The organism is Methylobacterium sp. Leaf113 (assembly GCF_001423325.1).
Classification (GTDB): Bacteria; Pseudomonadota; Alphaproteobacteria; order Rhizobiales; family Beijerinckiaceae; genus Methylobacterium.
This window is the reverse complement of record NZ_LMNJ01000012.1, coordinates 313,364-332,522: the sequence shown is the minus strand read 5'-3', so window position 1 is coordinate 332,522 and position 19,159 is coordinate 313,364. Positions and strand designations below refer to the sequence as shown.

Here is a 19,159-nt window from a genome sequence, read left to right as displayed (position 1 = left end):
ACGGTGCCGCCTCGGACCCGCGCGTGCGGTCCGCTTGCGGCGAGAGGTTCAAGCGATGCGTTTTGCCCACTTCTTCGTCGATCGGCCGATCTTCGCGTCGGTCACGTCGATCGTCTTCCTGATCCTCGGTTACGTCGCCTACCTGGCCCTGCCGGTGGCGCAGTATCCGGAGATCGTGCCGCCGACGGTGACGGTGCGCGCGAGCTTCCCGGGCGCCAATGCCGAGACGGTTGCGGCGACCATCGCGACGCCGATCGAGCAGGAGGTCAACGGCGTCGACAACATGCTCTACATGACGTCGCTGTCGACCAATGACGGCAACATGCTGCTGACGGTGACCTTCAAGGTCGGCACCAACCTCGATATCGCCAACGTCCTCGTCCAGAATCGGCTCTCCGTCGCTCAGCCGCGTCTGCCGCCAGACGTACGCAACCTCGGCGTCACCGTGCGCAAGGCGTCGCCCGACCTGATGCTGGTGGTACACCTGCTGTCACCGAAAAAGACCTACGACCAGAACTACCTTGCCAACTACATCTACCTGAACATTCGCGACGAACTCCTTCGCCTCGACGGCGTCGGCGACATCACGATCTTCGGCGGCAACGAGTACGCCGAGCGCGTCTGGCTCGACCCGAACAAGCTCGCTGCCTACGGCCTGACCACCTCGGACGTCATCACATCCTTGTCCGAGCAGAACGTGCAGGTGGCAGCCGGCGCCCTGAACTCGCCGCCGGCCGCCACGGGCCAGGCCTTTCAGCTCATCGTGCAGTCTCAGGGCCGCTTCCAGAGCCCTGAGGAATTCGCCGACGTCATCGTCAAGGCCTCCGATGGTCGACTCGTTCGCGTGAAGGACGTGGCGCGCGTCGAGATGGGCCAGAAGGACTACACGACCAATTCGTTCCTGAACGACACGCCGGCCATCGGCATCGGTGCTTTCCAGCGACCCGGGACCAACGCGTTGGATGCAGCGGCATCCGTGCGCAAGGTGATGGACAGCCTCAAGAAGAACTTCCCACCGGATATTGAGTACCGCATCGCGTACAATCCGACCGAGTTCATCGAGGAGTCGATCCACGAGGTCTACAAGACACTCTTCGAGGCTGTAGGGCTCGTGGTCATCGTGGTGCTGGTGTTCCTCCAGAGCTGGCGCACGGCGCTGATCCCGGTCATCGCCATTCCGGTCTCACTGGTCGGCACCTTCGCCGCCATGTCGGCCTTCGGGTTCTCGCTGAACAATCTGACCCTGTTCGGCCTCGTGCTTGCTATCGGCATCGTCGTCGACGACGCGATCGTGGTGGTGGAGAACGTCGAGCGCAACATGGCGGAAGGCTTGTCGCCTGGCGACGCCGCCCACAAGACGATGGATGAGGTCGGCGGCGCGGTCATCGCCATCGCGCTCGTGCTGTCGGCGGTGTTCATTCCCACCGCCTTCATCCCCGGTATTACCGGCCAGTTCTACAAGCAGTTCGCGCTGACGATCGCGGCGTCGACCATCATCTCGATGTTCAACTCGCTGACGCTCTCGCCCGCGTTGTGTAAGCTTCTGCTGAAGCCCCACCACGAGCACGCGAAGCCGAAGTTCTTCCTCTTCCGCTTCGTCGCCTGGCTGGCGGACATGTTCAACAAAGGCTTCGACTGGCTTTCCAACACCTATGGCCGGATCATCTACGGTCTGACGAATTACGCGATCGGGTTGATCGCCATGATGATCGTCTATGCAGGGGTCATCGCCGCGACCCTGCATCTCGTTCAGACCACGCCCACTGGCTTCATTCCCGACCAGGACCAGGGTTACCTCATCGGCGTGGTGCAGTTGCCCTCGGGCGCCTCCCTCGACCGTACCACCGCTGTGGTGAACCGGGCGGCGGCGGCGGCACGCAAGATCGAAGGCGTGACCAACACCGTCATCATCGCGGGCTTCGATGGCGCGACCTTCACCAACACGACGAACTCGGGCGTGATGTTCATCACCCTGGCGGGCGCCAAGGAGCGCGCGACGCAAGGACGGAGCGCGGCGGTGATCACCAACGAGGTGATCAAGGCCACCGCCGACATCCAGGAGGCCCGCGTCATCGTCATCCCGCCTCCGCCGGTGCGCGGCCTCGGTCAGGGCGGCGGCTTCAAGATGCAGATCGAGAGCCGACAGAGTTCGGCCATCGGTCCGTTGCTCGGCGCCGTCGGCGAAGTCCTCGGCAAAGCAAACCAGAGCAACGACGTCCAGCGGGTGTTCACCACCTTCGGCAATGATACTCCGCAGCTCTATCTCGATATCGATCGCACCGTGGCGCGAATGCTCAACGTGCCGCTGTCCAACGTCTTCTCGACCGTGCAGACGGCATTGGGAGGCGCCTACGTCAACGACTTCAATACGCTGGGCCGCATCTATCAGGTTCGCGTTCAGGGCGATGCGCAGTTCCGCGTCTCGAAGCAGGACATCGAGCAGCTGAAGGTCCGCTCCTCCACCGGCGCCCTGGTGCCCATGGGGACGCTGGCCACGATCCGGGAGATCACGGGTCCGCAGATCGTCCAGCGCTTCAATCTGTACTACTCGGTCCCGGTCCAGGGGACGGCCAAGCCCGGCATCTCGACCGGTCAGGCCCTCGACGCCATGGAGGCCATCGCCAAGGACACGCTGCCCGATGGCTACTCCTATGACTGGACCGAAATCGCCTATCAGCAGAAAGCCGCAGGCAACACCGCGATCTATGTCTTCGCCCTCGGTGTTCTCCTGGTGTTCCTGGTGCTCGCGGCACAGTATGAATCCTGGGCGTTGCCTCTCGCGATCTTGCTGGTGGTACCGACAGGTGTGCTCGCAGCTTTGTTCGGGGTGCAGTTGCGGGGGCAGGACAACAACATCCTCACCCAGATCGGTCTGATCGTGCTGATCGGTCTGGCCGCCAAGAACGCCATCCTGATCGTGGAGTTCGCGCACCAACTCGAGGAAACCGAGCGCAAGGGGCCGGTGGCCGCCGCCGTGGAAGCTTGCCGCCTGCGCCTGCGCCCGATCCTGATGACCGCCTTCGCCTTCATCCTCGGCACGGTGCCGCTGGTGATCGCCACGGGCCCGGGCGCCGAGATGCGTCAGGCGCTCGGAACCGCCGTGTGCTTCGGCATGATCGGCGCCACGGTGTTCGGCCTCTTCCTGACCCCGGTCTTCTACGTGGTGATCCGTAAGCTCCTGATCTGGATCGCGAAAAAGCGCGGGAAGGATCCGCACAACACCACGCCGGACAAGCACGATCCGCACACGGCGCCCTCCCACGCCTGATACGACCCGACAGCCCGGACGCGGATACCGCGCCCGGGCTTCACGTTAGGGGTTGCGCCCCGCAGACCGGAAAGCTAAAGACCCCTCAGCCCGAAAGGGCCGTCGGAGCGTAGCGCAGCCCGGTTAGCGCACTAGTCTGGGGGACTAGGGGTCGGAGGTTCGAATCCTCTCGCTCCGACCATTTCCCCGCCCGGCGACGCCGCAGATTCTCCCCCCAAACCAGTCTCTCGTATACCAACACCGTTTCGTCGACGTCGCGAAACGCGGGGGTATGCGTTTCGTCGCGGTCACGAGGCGTGGGGGATGACAGATCCGCGCCCACTACAACCCTGGGGCGGAACCCCGGGGCGCGGCGTCGGGTTCGGCTCGGGTGAACCGGAGCCGAGCGCCATGACGAGTGCCCCCACCAAGATCGTGACCGTCGCGGACCTGATCGTCGACACCCTCGACCAGGCCGGTATCCAGCGCATCTACGGCATCGTCGGCGACAGCCTGAACGCCCTGACCGAATCGCTGCGGGCGCGCGGGACCATCGATTGGGTCCATGTCCGGCACGAGGAGGTGGCGGCCTTCGCGGCGGGGGCGGACAGTCAGCTCTCGGGCAAGCTCGCGGTCTGCGCCGGGTCGTGTGGACCGGGCCACGTCCACCTGATCAACGGCCTGTACGATTGCCACCGGACCCGCACCCCGGTTCTGGCGATCGCGGCGCATGTCCCCACCGCCGAGATCGGCTCCGGGTATTTCCAGGAGACGCATCCGGGCGAGCTCTTTCGCGAGTGCAGCCATTACTGCGAGATGGTGGGCGACGCCTCGCAACTGCCGCAGGTGCTGGAGAACGCCATGCGGGCGGCGATCGGGATGAGCGGCGTCGCCGTGGTGATCATCCCGGGCGACGTCGCGCTGATGGACGCGCCGACCCGCGGCGTCGCGCCCAATGCCGGGCTGATCCCGCCCCGGCCCATGGTGCGTCCGGCCGAGCCCGAGCTGAACGCCCTGGCCGACCTGCTGAACGGCTCGGAGCGGATCACCCTGCTGTGCGGGCGAGGCTGCGCCGGGGCCCATGCCGAGCTGCTCCAGCTGGCCGAGGCCCTGAAGAGTCCGATCGTCCACGCCCTCGGCGGCAAGGACGTGGTCGAGTACGACAACCCCTACGACGTCGGCATGACCGGGCTGATCGGCTTCGCCTCCGGCTACGCCGCGATGATGTCCTGCGACACCCTGCTGATGCTCGGGACCGACTTCCCCTACCGGCAGTTCTACCCGAAGGACGCCCGCATCGCCCAGGTCGACATCCGCCCGGGCCAGCTCGGGCGACGGTGCAAGCTCGATCTCGGCCTCGTCGGCCATGTCGACGACACCCTGCGGGCGCTGCTGCCGAAGCTGACCCCGAAGACCGAGCGCAAGCATCTCGACGCCGCCCTGAAGCATTACGCCAAGGCGCGGGAAGATCTCGACGACCTCGCCACCGGCGCACCCGCCAAGGGCTGGTTCGGACGCAAGACCGGCCCTCAGCCGATCCACCCGCAATACCTGACCAAGCTCGTCAGCGAGGCGGCCGCCGACGATGCGGTGTTCACCGCCGATGTCGGCACCCCGACGATCTGGGCGGCGCGCTACCTCAAGATGAACGGCCGGCGCCGGCTCATCGGCTCCTGGGTCCACGGCTCGATGGCCAACGCCATGGCGCAGGGCATCGGCGCGCAATCGGCCTATCCCGACCGGCAGGTGGTGTCGCTTTCGGGCGACGGAGGCTTCGCGATGCTGATGGGCGACCTCCTGACCCTGCGCCAGCAAAAATTGCCGCTGAAGATCGTGGTCTACAACAACGGCACCCTCGGCTTCGTCGAGATGGAGATGAAGGCCGCCGGCTACCTCGAGACCGGCGTCACCCTGGACAACCCGGACTTCGCCGCCATGGCCCGCGGCGCCGGCCTCCACGCCGTCCGGGTCGAGGACCCGGCCGAGCTGGAGGCGGCCGTCCACGACGTCCTGGCCCATCCCGGCCCGGCCCTCCTCGACTGCGTCGTGGCCCGCCAGGAACTCTCGATGCCCCCCAAGATCGACGGCCAGCAGGTGAAGGGCTTCAGCCTCTACGTGCTCCGCGCCGTGATGAGTGGGCGCGGGGATTCGGTGCTGGATCTGGCGAAGACGAACCTTTGGCGGTGAGGGCAGGGGCTGCCGAGCCGTAGGAGAAATCGGATGGGTGTCTCCAAGCACATCCACACCCACCGGTTTCCGGACCGCCTGCTTTTAAGCAATGAACAGCCTTGTTTAAATTCGCCCAAAGCATGCAACAGGGCCAAACATCGTTTTAATCCGCAAAAATATTGAAATTCGAACTTTGTTTTTGCAAAGCCATCCAATTATTTCTGCTGGAAAGAACGTGAGATCAACGAATTCCATATTCTGACTTTTGAGGCCTGAAACTTTCTTGGTTAACGATACGTAACCTCCAAGCTGCCGACCTGCGAGCCGCACGTGCATCTCAGGCTGCGAGCAAGGGAGAAGACGTAATGGCTACGATCAATGGCGATGGCGGCAACAACTTCCTGAATGGCACCGAAGAAGAAGATGTGATCAACGGCCTGGGCGGCAACGACACGATCGACTCGATTGATCGTCCGGAAAATATCTTCGCGGGATCAATCAATCCGAGGCGCGACCTCGTCAACGCTGGCACGGGAGACGACTTCGTGACCGGCGGCAAGCTGGATCAGCTTGATGGCGGAGAAGGCAACGACTTCTTACTTCTCAATTTCAATTTCAATGGTCCAGTTGCCGGCTCGGCTCAACCAATATCGTTGACCCTCGATGCAGATGGAACTGGCACGGCATCTGACGGCACCTTCATCACCGGCTTTGAGTCAGTGAACTTCAACCTGTCCGATATCGGCAACAACGTCGTGAACACCGGCAACGTCCAGGCTCAGATCACGGGTGGAAACGGGAACGACACGCTCACAACGGGATCCTCGGACGACTTCGTATTCGGGGGCGGCGGCAACAACATCATCTCGACCGGTAGCGGCAATGATACGATCAGTGCCGGCTCGGGGAATGACACGGTGCTCGGCGGTGATGGCGACGACACCTTCGGCGTCAACGTTTACACCGACGGCAGCGACCAGGTGAACCTTGGGGCGGGAAATGACACGGTCCGTTTCGATCGCTTCGATGGCGGCACCGGCAACGTCCGGCTGACCTTCACTTCGGCTGAAGTTGGTAACGGCAACACCAATGACGGTGGAAGCGCGGCAAACCAGGATGGGGGCCTTGCTGTCCGTGTCCAAGCCGAAGATGCGGACGGCAACCTTACTGGAGCGGTTTCCCGCTACGATGATGAGGGCATGACCTTCGTTGCCGGAACGCAGGGGGTCACCTTCGATGTCCGTGACCTCGTATCAGGTGCGGCGCGCGGCAACACCTTCGAGGGCGTCGTACTCGGAACCAACGGGAACGACGCACTGACGTTCTTCCCGCCTTTCCGCGCTGGGCAGGACTTCTACTACAACGCAGGGCAGGGCGATGACACGATCACCGCCGGGGCTGGCAACGACTTCCTGGTCGGTGGTCTCGGAAACGACCAGATGTTTGGCGGCGGTGGTAACGACACCTACATCGTCGACTCTTTGCGCGATGTCGTGACTGAAGCAGACAGTGGGGGTACCGATACCATCCTGACAGGCTTGGGTCGGTATGTACTTGCAGCGAATGTCGAGAACCTGACCTACACCGGTCAGGGGAACTTCACCGCCGTCGGCAACGACCTGGACAACCGCGTAACCGGCGGCGGCGGCAATGACATCATCCGCAGTGGCGCCGGCAGCGATACGATCATCGGCAACGGTGGTGACGATACCCTCGACGGAGGTACAGGTATCGACACGATGGTCGGGGGTGCCGGTAACGACGCCTACATCGTCGACAATGTTGGAGACGTCGTCGACGAGACAGGCGCGACGGGCATCGACAGCGTCGGCAGCTCAGTGAGCTACACGCTTGGTACCAACGTCGAGAATATGTCCCTCATCGGCATGGGTGCCATCAACGGCACCGGGAACGAACTCGACAATCGGGTCCTTGGAAACGACGCTGCAAACGTGCTCGTTGGTGGCGGCGGAAATGATCAGCTGATTGGGGCTGGCGGTGACGACACCCTACGTGGCGGCACAGGCAATGACTCCCTGAGCGGCGGCTCCGGCAACGACATCATTGCGGGTGATGCTGGAAACGACGTCATCACAGGTGGTCTTGGTGCTGACCGCCAGGGTGGCGGTGCAGGGGATGATACCTTCGTCATCGATTTTGGCGACTTGGCCATACGGGGCGCTACCGATCTGATCGTGGACTTCCAGGGCGCAGGCCAAGCCGGGGGCGATGTGATCCGCTTCAGCGGCTTTGCTGCAGACTCGACCCTGGAACTGGTTGGCACCTCGGGCAACGCGCGGGTGTACGAAGTGCAGGACGGTGCGGGTGTGTCCGAGGGACAGCTTCTGATCAGCGCAGGTGGTACGCTGGGTCAGGTGCTCACCACGAGCGACTACGCCTTCGCCTGAACCTCGGAAGGGACCCGGCTTGGTCCGGGTCCCTTACTTTGGAGCACCCGGACGCAGAACAGCAACGTCCACTTCGCCAATCACCCGCTCAAAAGTGGATCAGCAAGAACCACCCGACCTTGTCGGACTCTCTGCGCCCTCAGTGATTTGAAAGTGGATCGACACAGGGTTTGCCAAAGATCGGCCCGCCATCCGCGCGAAGACCGGGCCGGGTGGAAAGCCTCAGTCCGCTTTTGAGACGGTCGCATAAGGAGTTGCCGTCGGATCACAGGATGCGAGCCCGGTCAGGAGAGCGATTGTTTTGACCAGCCCGTTCTTTGTCGAAACGCTTTTGCAAAGCACGGCAGAGGCCGAGCCGGACCGTGCCTTCGAGTTCTGGCAGGACTCGATATCGGCACTGAGCGGTGTCGACATCTGGGGGGCAAAGCAAGCGCGCGCAGGGTGATGTGTCGACGTCCCCAGCCTTCGATGACGAACTGCGCCTCCTTGACCGTTCGGCGGCCTGAATTATTGAGGCAAGTCATTCATATCTTGGATGATCCTGTACCCGATCAACTGTACCAACCTCTTCAAAGTCAATGTCGGTCAAAGCACCAAGCTCGCATTGAACGTTTCGTCGCTGAACGGCAGGCGGAAGCGAATCGCGATGACGGTGTCCTCGACGCGGACCACGGTGGCGAAGCGCTTGCCGGCCGTCACGGCGGCGCCGACGATGGCGGCGGGGGTGGCGCGGAAGAGTTGGATCTTGGCGCCGGTCCTGGACAGGTCCAGGATTTCGCCGTGCAGCATTTCACCGGTTGTGATCGCGTCGTCGGCGAAGCGCACCTGCACCTCGCGGTGTTCCGGCACCAGGCGCAGGGCCTCGCGCTGCTCGGTGGTCCATCCGGCCCGGGTGGTCTTCCAGGCCAGCCGTGCGGTGATGCGCTTGCGGCGCTCCTCGTTGAGCGTCGGGTGCAGGGTCAGGCCGTTCGGGTTCCGCGCGGTGATCCGGCCGGGGACGGCGCCGATGCCGTCGAGATAGCACACCGCCTCGGCGAGCAGCTGGCCCGGGGCCTGGGTGAACACGGTCAGGGTTTGCAGATCGTTGGCCTGCGGATCATTCGGCTGCGGATCGTCGGCTTTCAGCTCGGTGAACTGCGCCGTGCAGGTGAATTCGGGGCCGTCGGCGACCATGATGCGGCCGGACAGGATCGTGGGTGCGTCCATGGATCGGATGTCGCCAGAGGGGAGGGGCAGGGCTCGGCCGCACCGGCCGGGATTTCTGGGGGAAATGAGACGCGTGCGGAAACCGAAAATCTAGCCGAAATCTTGCCGGCGGTCCTATTTTCGAACCGGGTTTCCTGTTCTTGGGCCGGCGCTCATCAGGCGGGTCGTCCGACCGGTCACGATTCTGGTCCCGGTCAGGGGTGTAGCCCCGGTCACGCTGCGGCCCGGGCGCGGTCGGCCCGGAGGAAGTCCCGGGCGGCCTCGGGGGTGAGGGGCTGGCTGAACAGGAAGCCCTGCACTTCGCTGCAACCCTCACCGCGGACGCGTTCGAGCTGCTCCGGCGTCTCCACCCCCTCGGCCACGATGGCCATGCCGAGGCGGTCGCCGAGGCCGACCACCGCGCGCACGATGGCGGCGGCGTCCGGCTCGGCGATGTCGCGGATGAAGGTGCGGTCGATCTTGATCTCGTCGAACGGGAAGTGGCGCAGGTAGCTCAGCGACGCGTATCCGGTGCCGAAATCATCGAGGGCGATCTTCACGCCCTGCGCCCGCAGGCGGTGCAGCGTCGCCACCGCGGCCTCCGGGTCCTTCATCAGGGCGCTTTCGGTGACTTCGAGCCTGAGCCGGCTGGCCGACAGCCCGGCCGCGTCCAGCGCCTGCCGCACCGCCTGTTCGAGGCCGTCGCGCACCTGCACCGGCGACACGTTGACGGCGACCCGGATCGCCTCGGGCCAGGCCATCGCCTCGCGGCAGGCCTCGGTCAGGGCCCAGCTACCGAGCGCCACGATCAGGCCGGTCTCCTCGGCCACCGGAATGAACTCGGCGGGCGCGATCACCCCGTGCTCGGGATGGCGCCAGCGCATCAGCGCCTCGCAGCCCGTGACCGTGTCGGTGGCGACGTCGACGACCGGCTGGTAGGCCAGGAAGAAGTCGCCGCGCCGGATCGCCTCTTTCATCTCGAAGGCCAGGCCCTGGCGCCGCGAATGGCGCGCGGCCAGGGCCGGGGCGAAGCGCCGATAGGTATCGCGCCCGAGGGTCTTGGCCTCGTAGAGCGCGATGTCGGCCCGGCGCAGCAGGGCATCGGCGCTGATGCGCTCGCGCCAGGCCAGGGCCGACCCGATGCCGACGCCGACCGCGACGCTCATGCCGTCGATCTCGATCGGCTCGCCGAGGGCCGCGATGATGCGGGCCGCCACCGCGTCGGCTTCCGCGAAACCGGCGGCCTCCTCTCCGAAACCGGCGGCAGCCTGTTCCAAACCGGCGGGACTCTGTTCCAGACCGGCGGAAGCCTGCAGCACCACCGCGAACTCGTCGCCGCCGAGGCGCGCCACGGTGTTGGACGCGCCCGCCGCCCGGCGCAGCCGTTCGGCCACCACGCAAAGCAGGCGGTCGCCGCCCTCGTGGCCGAGGGTGTCGTTGACCACCTTGAAGCCGTCGAGATCGCAGGCCAGCACCACCGCCGGATGCGGGCCGTGCTCGGCCTGCGCCACCGCCTGTTCGAGGCGCTGGCGGAACAGGCGGCGGTTCGGCAGCCCGGTGAGGTCGTCGTGCAGGGCCATGTGGGCGACCCGCGCCTCGGCCTCGCGCCGATGGGTGATGTCGATCTGGGTGCCGACCGCCCGCAGGGCGAGCCCCTGCGGATCGTGATCGACCACCCGCCCGCGGGTGAGCACCCAGACCGCGCTGCCGTCGCTGCACACCACGCGGTGCTCGCACTCGAAGGCGAGGGTGGCGCCCCGGATGTGCTCGATCATCACCGCGCTCAGGCGGTCGCGATCGTCCGGATGGATGATGTGCTCCATCGGCTGGCGCGTCTCGACGGTGTCGCCGGCATAGCCGAGCCGGGCGAGCCAGGCGCGCGACACCCAGATCCGCCCGGTGACGAAATCCCAGTCCCAGATCCCCTCGACGCCGCTGTCGAGGGCGAGGGCGAGCCCGTCCTGGCCCGGCCGCATCGGACCTTCCCCGACGCGCGGGGCCGCCTCCGCCTCGCGCCCGAGCAGCCACGCCGACAGCCGCGGCGCCAGGGACCAGGCCGTGCTCATGTTCGGCGCCCTCCCGCGGTCGCTGTCGTCGTCGCGCTCGCCTGCAAAACTCAGGACCCTGCCGGTCATGCCGATGTCCTCGTCGGGTTTCTGGCCGAATTCATCGTTGACGTCGGCGCGCGCTCGGGCGGTCGTCCCGCCCCGCGCAGCGCATGGGGATTGCTGCCAAACGTGCCGCCATCCAGACCCCTCCCGGCAGGTGGACACCTGCAACCTGGAGCATTTATCCCGGCCAGGAATTAAGGGTTCATGAAGCCGGCCAGCTTTCGCGGTCTTTCATTTTGTATTCGAGTGGCCTCAATTTTTTTTGTATAACATATGTCGGACAATTCCCGGAACCGGGGATGGACATACTTTGATCTATGACAAAGAGGCTTCTGAAATCCGACCCTCTGTCGCGGCTTACTGCAGCTCATACAAAAACGTATCGCCACCTTTGATACAGTTCCTGTTCAGCGGGCTAGGACCCGTGTCCGAAGACACGCGACCGATATCGACATCTGAGTTTCCGGGAGCACGACTTGCGACGGACTTGATCTCGGACGAGGCCGTACGACCGGAAGCTGTCCATCCCCACCGTGCGCAGGCGCCGAAGCTCCGTGGCCGGGACGGGCGTCTCCACAACGCAGCCCGGAACGGCCGAATGCGCTTTCCCCCGTGGCGCGGGATGGTCTAAACCGGGACCCAGAGTAGAACATTTCCAAGGCGGTCGGCGGCAGGCAATGCCGGGCGCGCGGGGCCAGGATTCATCCAGGACACATCATGCGCATCGGACTGTTCGTGCCGTGCTACGTCGACGCCTTCGAGCCGGAGGTGGGCATCGCCACCCTGGAGCTGCTCGAGCGCTTCGGCCTCGACGTCCAGTATCCCTTCGACCAGACCTGCTGCGGCCAGCCGATGACCAACACCGGCTGCCACGCCGAGGCGGCCGCCACCGAGGCCCTGTTCGTCAAGAATTTCTCCGGGTTCGACTACGTGGTGGCCCCCTCCGGCTCCTGCGTGCATCAGGTGCGCGAGCATCTGACGGCGATTCCGCAGACCGACGCGGTCAAGGCGGTGCGGGCCAAGACCTTCGAGCTGGTCGAGTTCCTGCACGACATCCTCAAGGTCGAGGAATTCCCCTGGGCCGAGTTCCCCCACAAGGTCGGCTACCACGGCAATTGCAACGCGCTCCGGGGTATCCACCACGCCCGCCCGTCCGAGCTGAACGCGCCGTTCTTTTCCAAGCCCCTCGACCTCCTCAAGAAGGTCAAGGGCATCGAGATCGTGGCCCCGGCCCGGCCCGATGAATGCTGCGGCTTCGGCGGCACCTTCTCGGTGTTCGAGCCCGCCGTCTCGGCCAAGATGGGCTACGACAAGGTGGCGGACCACGCCCAGGCCGGAGCCGAATACGTGGTCTCGGCCGATTCCTCCTGCATGATGCACCAGAAGGGCTGCGCCGAACGCCTCGGCGTGCCGCTCAAGTACATCCACATCGCCCGCATCCTCAATGGAGCGACCGCATGAGCGCGTCAGACGAACTCCGTCCCCGTGACGATGCGCGCCGCGACGGCGTGATCCATCCCGAGGTGCTGGCCGGCAGCGACGAGAGCGAGCGGGGCCAGGACGGCCAGCGCCTCCAGCACGCCGAGGGCGCCTCGCGGCCGATCTCGGCCAAGGCCATCTCCCCGAAGGCCCCCCGCGAGCCCCAGCCCCGCGGCGCCAAGATCCGGGGCGACCGGCCGATCGACCAGGCCGAGGCGGCCGAGCGCTTCCTCGCCGCACCGCTGCACCAGAAGGCGCACGACGCCCGGCTCTGGGATCTGCGCACCAAGCGCGACACCGCCGCCTTCGGCATCCCCGAATGGGAGGAGCTGCGCGAGCTGGCCTCGCAGATCAAGACGCACACCCTGGCGAACCTCGACCGCTACCTCGAGCAGTTCGAGGCCCAGGCCAAGGCCAACGGCGTTCACGTGCACTGGGCCGCCGACGGGGCCGAGCACAACCGCATCGTCCACGGCATCCTCAAGGATCACGGAGCGAAATCGCTGATCAAGTCGAAGTCGATGCTCACCGAGGAATGCGGCTTCCGGCACTACATGGCCGGCACCGGCATCGAGGTGATCGAGACCGACCTCGGCGAGCGCATCCAGCAGCTCGACAACGAGGAGCCGAGTCACGTGGTGGTGCCGGCCGTGCACAAGACCCGCTTCGACGTGGCCGAGGTCTTCTCCCGCACCATGGGGACCGACCCCGAGAACGACGACGCCCACTACCTCGCCGAGAGCCAGCGCATGCACACGCGCCCGCTCATCCTGGAGGCGGATGCGGGGCTGACCGGCTGCAACTTCGCCATCGCGGAGACCGGCACGGTGGTGACCTGCACCAACGAGGGCAATGCCGATCTCTCGGGTAACGTCCCGAAGCTCCAGATCCACTCCATCGGCATCGAGAAGCTGATCCCGCGCATCGAGCATCTCGGGGTGTTCCTGCGCCTGCTCTCGCGCTCGGCTCTGGGCTCGCCGATCACCCAGTACACCTCGCATTTCCGCGCGCCCCGCAAGGGCACCGAGATGCACATGGTGCTGGTCGATAACGGCCGCTCCGAGCGCCTCGGCATGGAGGAGTTCTGGACCTCGCTGAAATGCATCCGCTGCGGCGCCTGCATGAACACCTGTCCGGTCTACCGGCGCTCGGGCGGCCTTTCCTACGGCGCCACCTATTCGGGGCCGATCGGGCTGATCATCGACCCGACCTTCAACAAGCGGAAATACTCGACCCTGCCGTTCTCCTCGACGATGAACGGCAGCTGCACCAATGTCTGCCCGGTGAAGATCAACATCCACGAGCAGATCTTCGCCTGGCGCAAGGTCCTGGCCGAGGAGCACCAGATCCCGCTCCTGAAGCAGGGCATGATGAAGGCGGCGGGCCAGGTGCTGAGCCGCCCCGCCACCTACCGGGCCGCCATCGGCGCCGCCGATTCCGCCCTCAAGGTGCTGCCGCGCTTCGCCGTCTACAACCCGCTCAACACCTGGGGGAAGGGCCGCGAGATGCCCGAGGCCCCGCGCCAGACCTTCCATGCCTGGTACAAGCAGAACCGCATGGGCAAGGCCGACCCCAAGAGCGTCGGCAGCAAGAGTTCGGGCAGCAAAATTTCGGACGGTGTGAAATGAGCGTCCGCGAAGCCACCCTCGCGCGCATCCGCCAGAACCGGCCGGCGGGCGACTATCCGCTGCCGGACGTGCCGCTGTTCGCGCCGCTCGTCGGCGACGACCACGTGGCCGAGTTCGGCGAGCGCCTGAAGCGCATGGGCGGCCGGCTGGCCGAGGTGGTCCCGGGCGCCGATCCCTTCGCCAGCGTGCGCGAGCGCCTCGACGGCGCGGCGGTCATCGCCTCGGCCGTCCCGGAGATCGCGGGCAACCGGGACCTGCGCGCCGTGGCCCGGCCGCAGGACCTCGCCGACGTCGACGTCGCCATCGTGCGGGCGGTGTTCGGGGTCGCCGAGACCGGCTCGGTGCTGTTCACGCAAGCCGAGCTGCAGGTGAATGCGGTCGCCTACCTCGCCCAGCACCTGATCGTGCTCCTCGACCCCGCCGACATCCTGGTGAACATCCAGGCGGCCTACCGCCGCCCGGATTTCGCCCGCGCCGATTACGCCGTGCTCCACACCGGCCCCTCGGCCACCGCCGACATCGAGGGCGTGCTGATCCACGGCGCGCAGGGCGTGCGCTCGCTCACGGTGATCCTGGTGCCGCGCCGGGACTGAAGCCTCGTCGCTTTGCGTGCGGCGAGGCTCGATTTGTCGCGTCAGGCCATCGCCATCGCCGTCTGCAATGGGGACGGAACGAGCTTACGCATCCGCTTGGCCAGATTGGTTGGCGCGTTGCAGATCGTAACCAGACGCCAGACAATCGACCATCCGTCCTCGACCATCGCCTTGGTGAAGGAGAAATTCGCCTGCGTCGGCTGCCGGACGCCGTTCTGGTCGCTGAGATAGTACTGCCAAACCGAGTAGGGATTCGGCGTCGGCTCAGTGAAGCTCTGGGCGAGGCGATAGAACCCCGCCGGATAGGGAATTCCGGTCCGGCCCGTGAATGGGGCAGGGTGGTATTGGGCGATCGAATTGACGATCTCGTTCTGATCGAACGTGATCTGGGTATAAAAAAAATTCGGATCGGCTTGATACAGGTACTGCATGATGTTGGCGACAGTGTTTCCCTTCGTGTTCGCAAGATCGACTTCGGTGCGGTAGAAAACACCGACGACACTGAATGAAACGCTCATGGACGATTCCTCGCGGCAGCAGTGATCGGCGTCAGGCCACTGCCGGTGCAGCACGACGTTTCCTCATTCGTGTCAGCCAGGAAGGGAGGTTCCCGCGAATGCATTGGATGACACCTCAAGTTTTATTTATTCGCGTTGTTTCGCAACTTGAGATTTACAGTTTCTAAAAAACGTCCCAGAAACGATCGAGATATCGGCACTCGCTCCCGGTCCGATCTCAGAATCCAACCCGCTCGGGCGCTCCCGCAGGCCCGAACCTTGCTATGCTGAGAGATAGGAAACGTCGCCGAAGGAGCGGATGGTGCGCTATCAACTGGGCTGCAATTTATCCTACAACATCCTCTCGGACACGACCTTCATCTTCAATCTTGAAGTGGCGCGCCTGCGCAGCGTCGAGATTCTCAGTGAAAGCTTGACGCTGAGCCCCGACCTCAAGCGCGACATCTACATCACGCCCGACCTTCAGAACCGCTATCTCGGCGTCAACGTCCCGGTCGGGCAGTTCGCGTTGGAATACAACGCCGAGGTCGATCTGACCGTGCACCGGGCCGACCCGGCGACGGTGAACGAGACCCCGATCGCGCAACTGCCCCTCGACATCCTGCCGTTCCTGCTGCCGAGCCGCTTCGTCTCGTCCGACCGGCTGACGCCGTTCGCGCTGGCCGAGTTCGGCGCGCTGCCGAAGGGCCACCAGCGCGTCAACGCGATCTGCAACTGGATTCACGACCACCTGACCTATCAGCCGGGTTCCAGCGACGGCGAGACCACGGCGCATGAGAGCCTGCTGAAGCGGGCCGGCGTCTGCCGCGACTTCGCGCATATCGGCGCCGCCTTCTGCCGGGCGCTCGGCATCCCGGCCCGCTTCGTCAGCTGCTACGCCCACGGCCTCGTGCCGAGCGATTTCCACGCGGTGTTCGAGGCCTATCTCGACGGGCGCTGGTGGCTGTTCGACGCCACACGGCAGGCCGACCTCGACGGGCTGGTGCGCATCGGCGTCGGCCGCGATGCCGCCGAGATCGCGTTCTCGACCCCCTGGGGCAACATGCAGCCGGTCAACCAGCAGATCCGGATCAGCCGCTCGGACGGGCAGGGCAGCCCGCCCCAGCGCACCGTCGACGCGATCTCCACGGAGGAGCCGGCCCCGCACGCGGGCGCGGCCTGAGGCGTCACAGGATGCGGTGATCCCCGGTTCCCCTGCCGGCGGGCGTACCGTACCCCTTGTGGCGAGCGGCGCGGCGCGGCCCATTCGCGGCTGCGTTCGAGGATGCGAATGTCTGTCCTTCAGGAGAGGGTCGAGCCATGGCCTATCGTCACATCGTCGGTCCACGCACCCACGTCTTCGCCGATCTCGCGACCCTGATGGCCAAGGCGACGCCGGTGCGCTCCGGCGACCGGCTCGCCGGCGTGGCGGCGGAATCGGCCGAGGAGGAGATGGCGGCGCGCTGGTGCCTCGCCGAGGTGCCCCTGCGCGAGATCCTGGCCCGGCCGCTGATTCCCTACGAGGACGACGACGTCACCCGGCTGATCCTCGACACCCACGACGTGCCGGCCTTCGCGGACATCGCCCATCTCACGGTCGGCGACTTTCGCGAATTCCTGCTCACGGCCACGTCCGAGACCCTGGCGCGGATCGCGCCGGGCATCACCCCGGAAATCGCGGCGGCGGTCAGCAAGATCATGCGCAATCAGGACCTGATCCTGGTGGCGCGCAAGTGCCGGGTGGTCACGCGCTTTCGCAACACCATCGGGCTGCCGGGGCGCCTCGCGGTGCGGCTGCAGCCGAACCACCCCACCGACGATGCCGCCGGCATCACCGCCTCGATCCTCGACGGCCTGTCCTACGGCTGCGGCGACGCGGTGATCGGCCTGAACCCGGCCTCCGATTCGGTCTCGACCCTGAGCGGGCTGCTCCGCCTCTTCGACGACCTGATCCGCCGCCTGGAGATCCCGACGCAGGGCTGCATCCTCACCCACGTCACCACCACGATCGAGGCGATGAACCGGGGCCTGCCGGTCGATCTGGTGTTCCAGTCGATCGCCGGCACGCAAGGGGCCAATGCCAGCTTCGGCGTGACCCTGCCGATCCTCCGGGAGGCGCACGAGGCGGCGCTGGCCCTCAAGCGCGGCACAATCGGCGACAACTGCATGTATTTCGAGACCGGGCAGGGCTCGGCCCTCTCGGCCGGCCAGCACCACGGCATCGATCAGCAGACCCTGGAGGCGCGGGCCTACGCGGTGGCGCGCCCGTTCCGGCCGCTGCTCGTCAACACCGTGGTGGGCTTCATCGGGCCGGAATACCTCTACGACGGCAAGGAGATCATCCGGGCCGGGCTGGAGGACCATTTCTGCGGCAAGCTCATGGGCGTGCCGCTGGGAGTGGACGTCTGCTACACCAACCACGCCGAGGCCGACCAGAACGACATGGACACCCTGCTGACCCTGCTGGGGACGGCGGGCTGCAACTTCGTCATGGGCATTCCGGGGGCCGACGACGTGATGCTGAACTACCAGTCGACCTCGTTCCACGACTCGCTCTACCTGCGCGAGGTGCTGGGCCTGAAGCGCGCCCCGGAATTCGAGGCCTGGCTCGCGCAGATCGGGCTCACCGACGCGGACGGCACCCTGCTGCCGGAGGGGCCGAGCGCCCGCCTCATCGCCGCCGCCCCCGGCCTGGACGATCGGGGGATGGCCGCATGAGCGACGATCACACCACGACGGACGCCGATCCCTGGGCCCGCCTCGCGCGGCTTACCCCCGCCCGCATCGGACTCGGACGGGTCGGCTCCGGCCTGCCGACCCGCGAGGTGCTGCGCTTCGGCCTCGCCCACGCCCAGGCCCGCGACGCCGTGCACACGCCTCTCGACGGGGAGACGGTCAGGGCCGGCATCGCGGCGCTCGGCTTCGACACCCTGGCGCTGGCCTCCGCCGCGCCGGACCGGGCGACCTACCTGCGCCGCCCCGACCTCGGCCGTGCCCTCGGGGACGAGGCGCAGGCCGCCCTCGCGGCCCGGGGCGACGGGCCGGTCGACCTCGCCCTGGTGGTCGCGGACGGGCTCTCGGCGCGGGCGGTGCACGAGGGCGCGGCCGGCTTCCTCGCCGCCTTCCAGCCGCACATCGCGCGCGCCAGCTGGCGCCTCGCCCCCGTCGTGGTGGCGACGCAAGCCCGGGTCGCCCTCGGCGACGGCATCGGCGCCGCGCTTGAGGCCCGCGCCGTGGTGGTGATCATCGGCGAACGGCCCGGCCTGTCCTCGCCGGACAGCCTCGGGCTCTACCTCACCTTCGACCCGCGGGTGGGGCGCTCGGATGCCGAGCGCAACTGCATCTCGAACGTGCGCCCGGCCGGGCTCTCGCACGAACTGGCCGCCTTCAAGCTCGACTGGCTGCTGACCCAGGCCTTCGCCCTGGGGATCTCGGGCGTGTCCCTGAAGGACGGCAGCGGGCCGGCCCTGGAGGCGGCGCCGGACCCGACGAAGCTCGGGCCCGGCCCGACGGGGCAGCCGCCCGCCTGAAGGCCCGGCCAAGCTCCGCCAAGACGCCGGAGCGCGAAAACCGCTGCGGGCGCAGGTTGTTCGGAAGGTTTTCCGCACCAAAGCGTGGCTGTGGCGGGGTCGCAACACCCTGAAAGCATCCCGACTTTGCCTTGGGAGACCCCTTTCGCCGCCGCGATCCCGCCATAAACCGGGACCACCTCAGCAAGCGCGGTAAACGATAGTCCCCCCAACGCTTTACCGCGGAGTTCAGACGCTTTCCGAGAAACGGTCCGGTGGGACCGCGCGCCGTGGGTTTCCCCGGAACGCACCCACCTGTCCGCGGTCGCCCCG

At 66.1% G+C, this 19,159-nt stretch carries 13 protein-coding genes and 1 tRNA gene; 11 read left to right on the top strand and 3 right to left on the bottom strand.

Features of this window, described 5'->3' with window-relative positions; all coding sequences use genetic code 11:
- The first annotated feature begins 55 nt into the window (after positions 1-55).
- From ASF60_RS10675 to ASF60_RS24355, 5 genes are all read left to right on the top strand, one after another.
- The gene (locus ASF60_RS10675) at positions 56-3,268 is read left to right on the top strand and encodes an efflux RND transporter permease subunit (RefSeq protein ID WP_056184181.1); all 3,213 of its coding nucleotides are present in this window, start codon (positions 56-58) and stop codon (positions 3,266-3,268) included.
- A 103-nt stretch (positions 3,269-3,371) separates the two neighbouring features.
- Positions 3,372-3,449 (top strand) — tRNA-Pro (locus ASF60_RS10670).
- A gap of 209 nt (positions 3,450-3,658) precedes the next feature.
- Positions 3,659-5,434 carry a ubiquinone-dependent pyruvate dehydrogenase gene (gene poxB, locus ASF60_RS10665; RefSeq protein ID WP_056184179.1) on the top strand — a complete coding sequence of 592 codons (1,776 nt, stop codon included), beginning with the start codon at positions 3,659-3,661 and terminating at the stop codon, positions 5,432-5,434.
- A 347-nt stretch (positions 5,435-5,781) separates the two neighbouring features.
- The gene (locus ASF60_RS10660; RefSeq protein ID WP_056184177.1) at positions 5,782-7,824 is read left to right on the top strand and encodes a calcium-binding protein; all 2,043 of its coding nucleotides are present in this window, start codon (positions 5,782-5,784) and stop codon (positions 7,822-7,824) included.
- Positions 7,825-8,125: 301 nt separating this feature from the next.
- Positions 8,126-8,269 carry a hypothetical protein gene (locus ASF60_RS24355; RefSeq protein ID WP_156633981.1) on the top strand — a complete coding sequence of 48 codons (144 nt, stop codon included), beginning with the start codon at positions 8,126-8,128 and terminating at the stop codon, positions 8,267-8,269.
- A 140-nt stretch (positions 8,270-8,409) separates the two neighbouring features.
- On the opposite strand, the gene ASF60_RS10655 is transcribed toward ASF60_RS24355, so the two are convergent.
- Together ASF60_RS10655 and ASF60_RS10650 are read right to left on the bottom strand one after the other, a co-directional pair.
- Positions 8,410-9,030, bottom strand: coding sequence for a hypothetical protein (locus ASF60_RS10655; RefSeq protein ID WP_056184176.1), 621 nt, complete (start codon positions 9,028-9,030; stop codon positions 8,410-8,412).
- A 212-nt stretch (positions 9,031-9,242) separates the two neighbouring features.
- A complete protein-coding gene (locus ASF60_RS10650) occupies positions 9,243-11,144 on the bottom strand; it encodes a putative bifunctional diguanylate cyclase/phosphodiesterase (RefSeq protein ID WP_056184174.1) in 1,902 nt (633 codons plus the stop codon).
- A gap of 693 nt (positions 11,145-11,837) precedes the next feature.
- On the opposite strand from ASF60_RS10650, the gene ASF60_RS10645 reads away from it, so the two are divergent.
- The 3 genes from ASF60_RS10645 to ASF60_RS10635 are packed head-to-tail and all read left to right on the top strand — an operon-like array spanning position 11,838 to position 14,820.
- Positions 11,838-12,581: a (Fe-S)-binding protein gene (locus ASF60_RS10645; protein WP_056184171.1), complete on the top strand. Its 744-nt coding sequence runs from the start codon at positions 11,838-11,840 to the stop codon at positions 12,579-12,581.
- Positions 12,578-14,227 carry a lactate utilization protein B gene (locus ASF60_RS10640; protein WP_056184169.1) on the top strand — a complete coding sequence of 550 codons (1,650 nt, stop codon included), beginning with the start codon at positions 12,578-12,580 and terminating at the stop codon, positions 14,225-14,227. The genes ASF60_RS10645 and ASF60_RS10640 overlap by 4 nt, the downstream gene beginning before the upstream one ends.
- Entirely contained in the window at positions 14,224-14,820 is a 597-nt protein-coding gene (locus tag ASF60_RS10635; protein WP_056184166.1) for a LutC/YkgG family protein, read from the top strand. Before ASF60_RS10640 ends, ASF60_RS10635 begins: the two co-directional genes overlap by 4 nt.
- 41 nt (positions 14,821-14,861) lie before the next feature.
- Here ASF60_RS10635 and ASF60_RS10630 read toward each other — a convergent pair whose 3' ends face one another.
- A complete protein-coding gene (locus ASF60_RS10630; RefSeq protein WP_056184164.1) occupies positions 14,862-15,338 on the bottom strand; it encodes a hypothetical protein in 477 nt (158 codons plus the stop codon).
- Between the two features lie 301 nt (positions 15,339-15,639).
- On the opposite strand from ASF60_RS10630, the gene ASF60_RS10625 reads away from it, so the two are divergent.
- The 3 genes from ASF60_RS10625 (at position 15,640) to eutC (ending at position 18,847) form a co-directional block, all read left to right on the top strand.
- Positions 15,640-16,500 (top strand): transglutaminase-like domain-containing protein, encoded by an 861-nt coding sequence (locus tag ASF60_RS10625; RefSeq protein WP_056184357.1) that lies wholly within the window; start codon positions 15,640-15,642, stop codon positions 16,498-16,500.
- 137 nt (positions 16,501-16,637) lie between these two features.
- Positions 16,638-18,035, top strand: coding sequence for an ethanolamine ammonia-lyase subunit EutB (locus ASF60_RS10620; protein WP_056184162.1), 1,398 nt, complete (start codon positions 16,638-16,640; stop codon positions 18,033-18,035).
- Positions 18,032-18,847 carry an ethanolamine ammonia-lyase subunit EutC gene (gene eutC, locus ASF60_RS10615; protein ID WP_056184159.1) on the top strand — a complete coding sequence of 272 codons (816 nt, stop codon included), beginning with the start codon at positions 18,032-18,034 and terminating at the stop codon, positions 18,845-18,847. Before ASF60_RS10620 ends, eutC begins: the two co-directional genes overlap by 4 nt.
- Positions 18,848-19,159: the final 312 nt, after the last annotated feature.

Excerpts from the sequence above, each read along its gene's own strand:
- ASF60_RS10675 (WP_056184181.1), top strand. The coding sequence starts at position 56 with ATGCGTTTTGCCCACTTCTTCGTCGATCGGCCGATCTTCGCGTCGGTC.
- poxB (WP_056184179.1), top strand. The coding sequence starts at position 3,659 with ATGACGAGTGCCCCCACCAAGATCGTGACCGTCGCGGACCTGATCGTC.
- ASF60_RS10660 (WP_056184177.1), top strand. The coding sequence starts at position 5,782 with ATGGCTACGATCAATGGCGATGGCGGCAACAACTTCCTGAATGGCACC.
- ASF60_RS10655 (WP_056184176.1), bottom strand. The coding sequence starts at position 9,030 with ATGGACGCACCCACGATCCTGTCCGGCCGCATCATGGTCGCCGACGGC.
- ASF60_RS10650 (WP_056184174.1), bottom strand. The coding sequence starts at position 11,144 with ATGACCGGCAGGGTCCTGAGTTTTGCAGGCGAGCGCGACGACGACAGC.
- ASF60_RS10645 (WP_056184171.1), top strand. The coding sequence starts at position 11,838 with ATGCGCATCGGACTGTTCGTGCCGTGCTACGTCGACGCCTTCGAGCCG.
- ASF60_RS10640 (WP_056184169.1), top strand. The coding sequence starts at position 12,578 with ATGAGCGCGTCAGACGAACTCCGTCCCCGTGACGATGCGCGCCGCGAC.
- ASF60_RS10635 (WP_056184166.1), top strand. The coding sequence starts at position 14,224 with ATGAGCGTCCGCGAAGCCACCCTCGCGCGCATCCGCCAGAACCGGCCG.
- ASF60_RS10630 (WP_056184164.1), bottom strand. The coding sequence starts at position 15,338 with ATGAGCGTTTCATTCAGTGTCGTCGGTGTTTTCTACCGCACCGAAGTC.
- ASF60_RS10620 (WP_056184162.1), top strand. The coding sequence starts at position 16,638 with ATGGCCTATCGTCACATCGTCGGTCCACGCACCCACGTCTTCGCCGAT.
- eutC (WP_056184159.1), top strand. The coding sequence starts at position 18,032 with ATGAGCGACGATCACACCACGACGGACGCCGATCCCTGGGCCCGCCTC.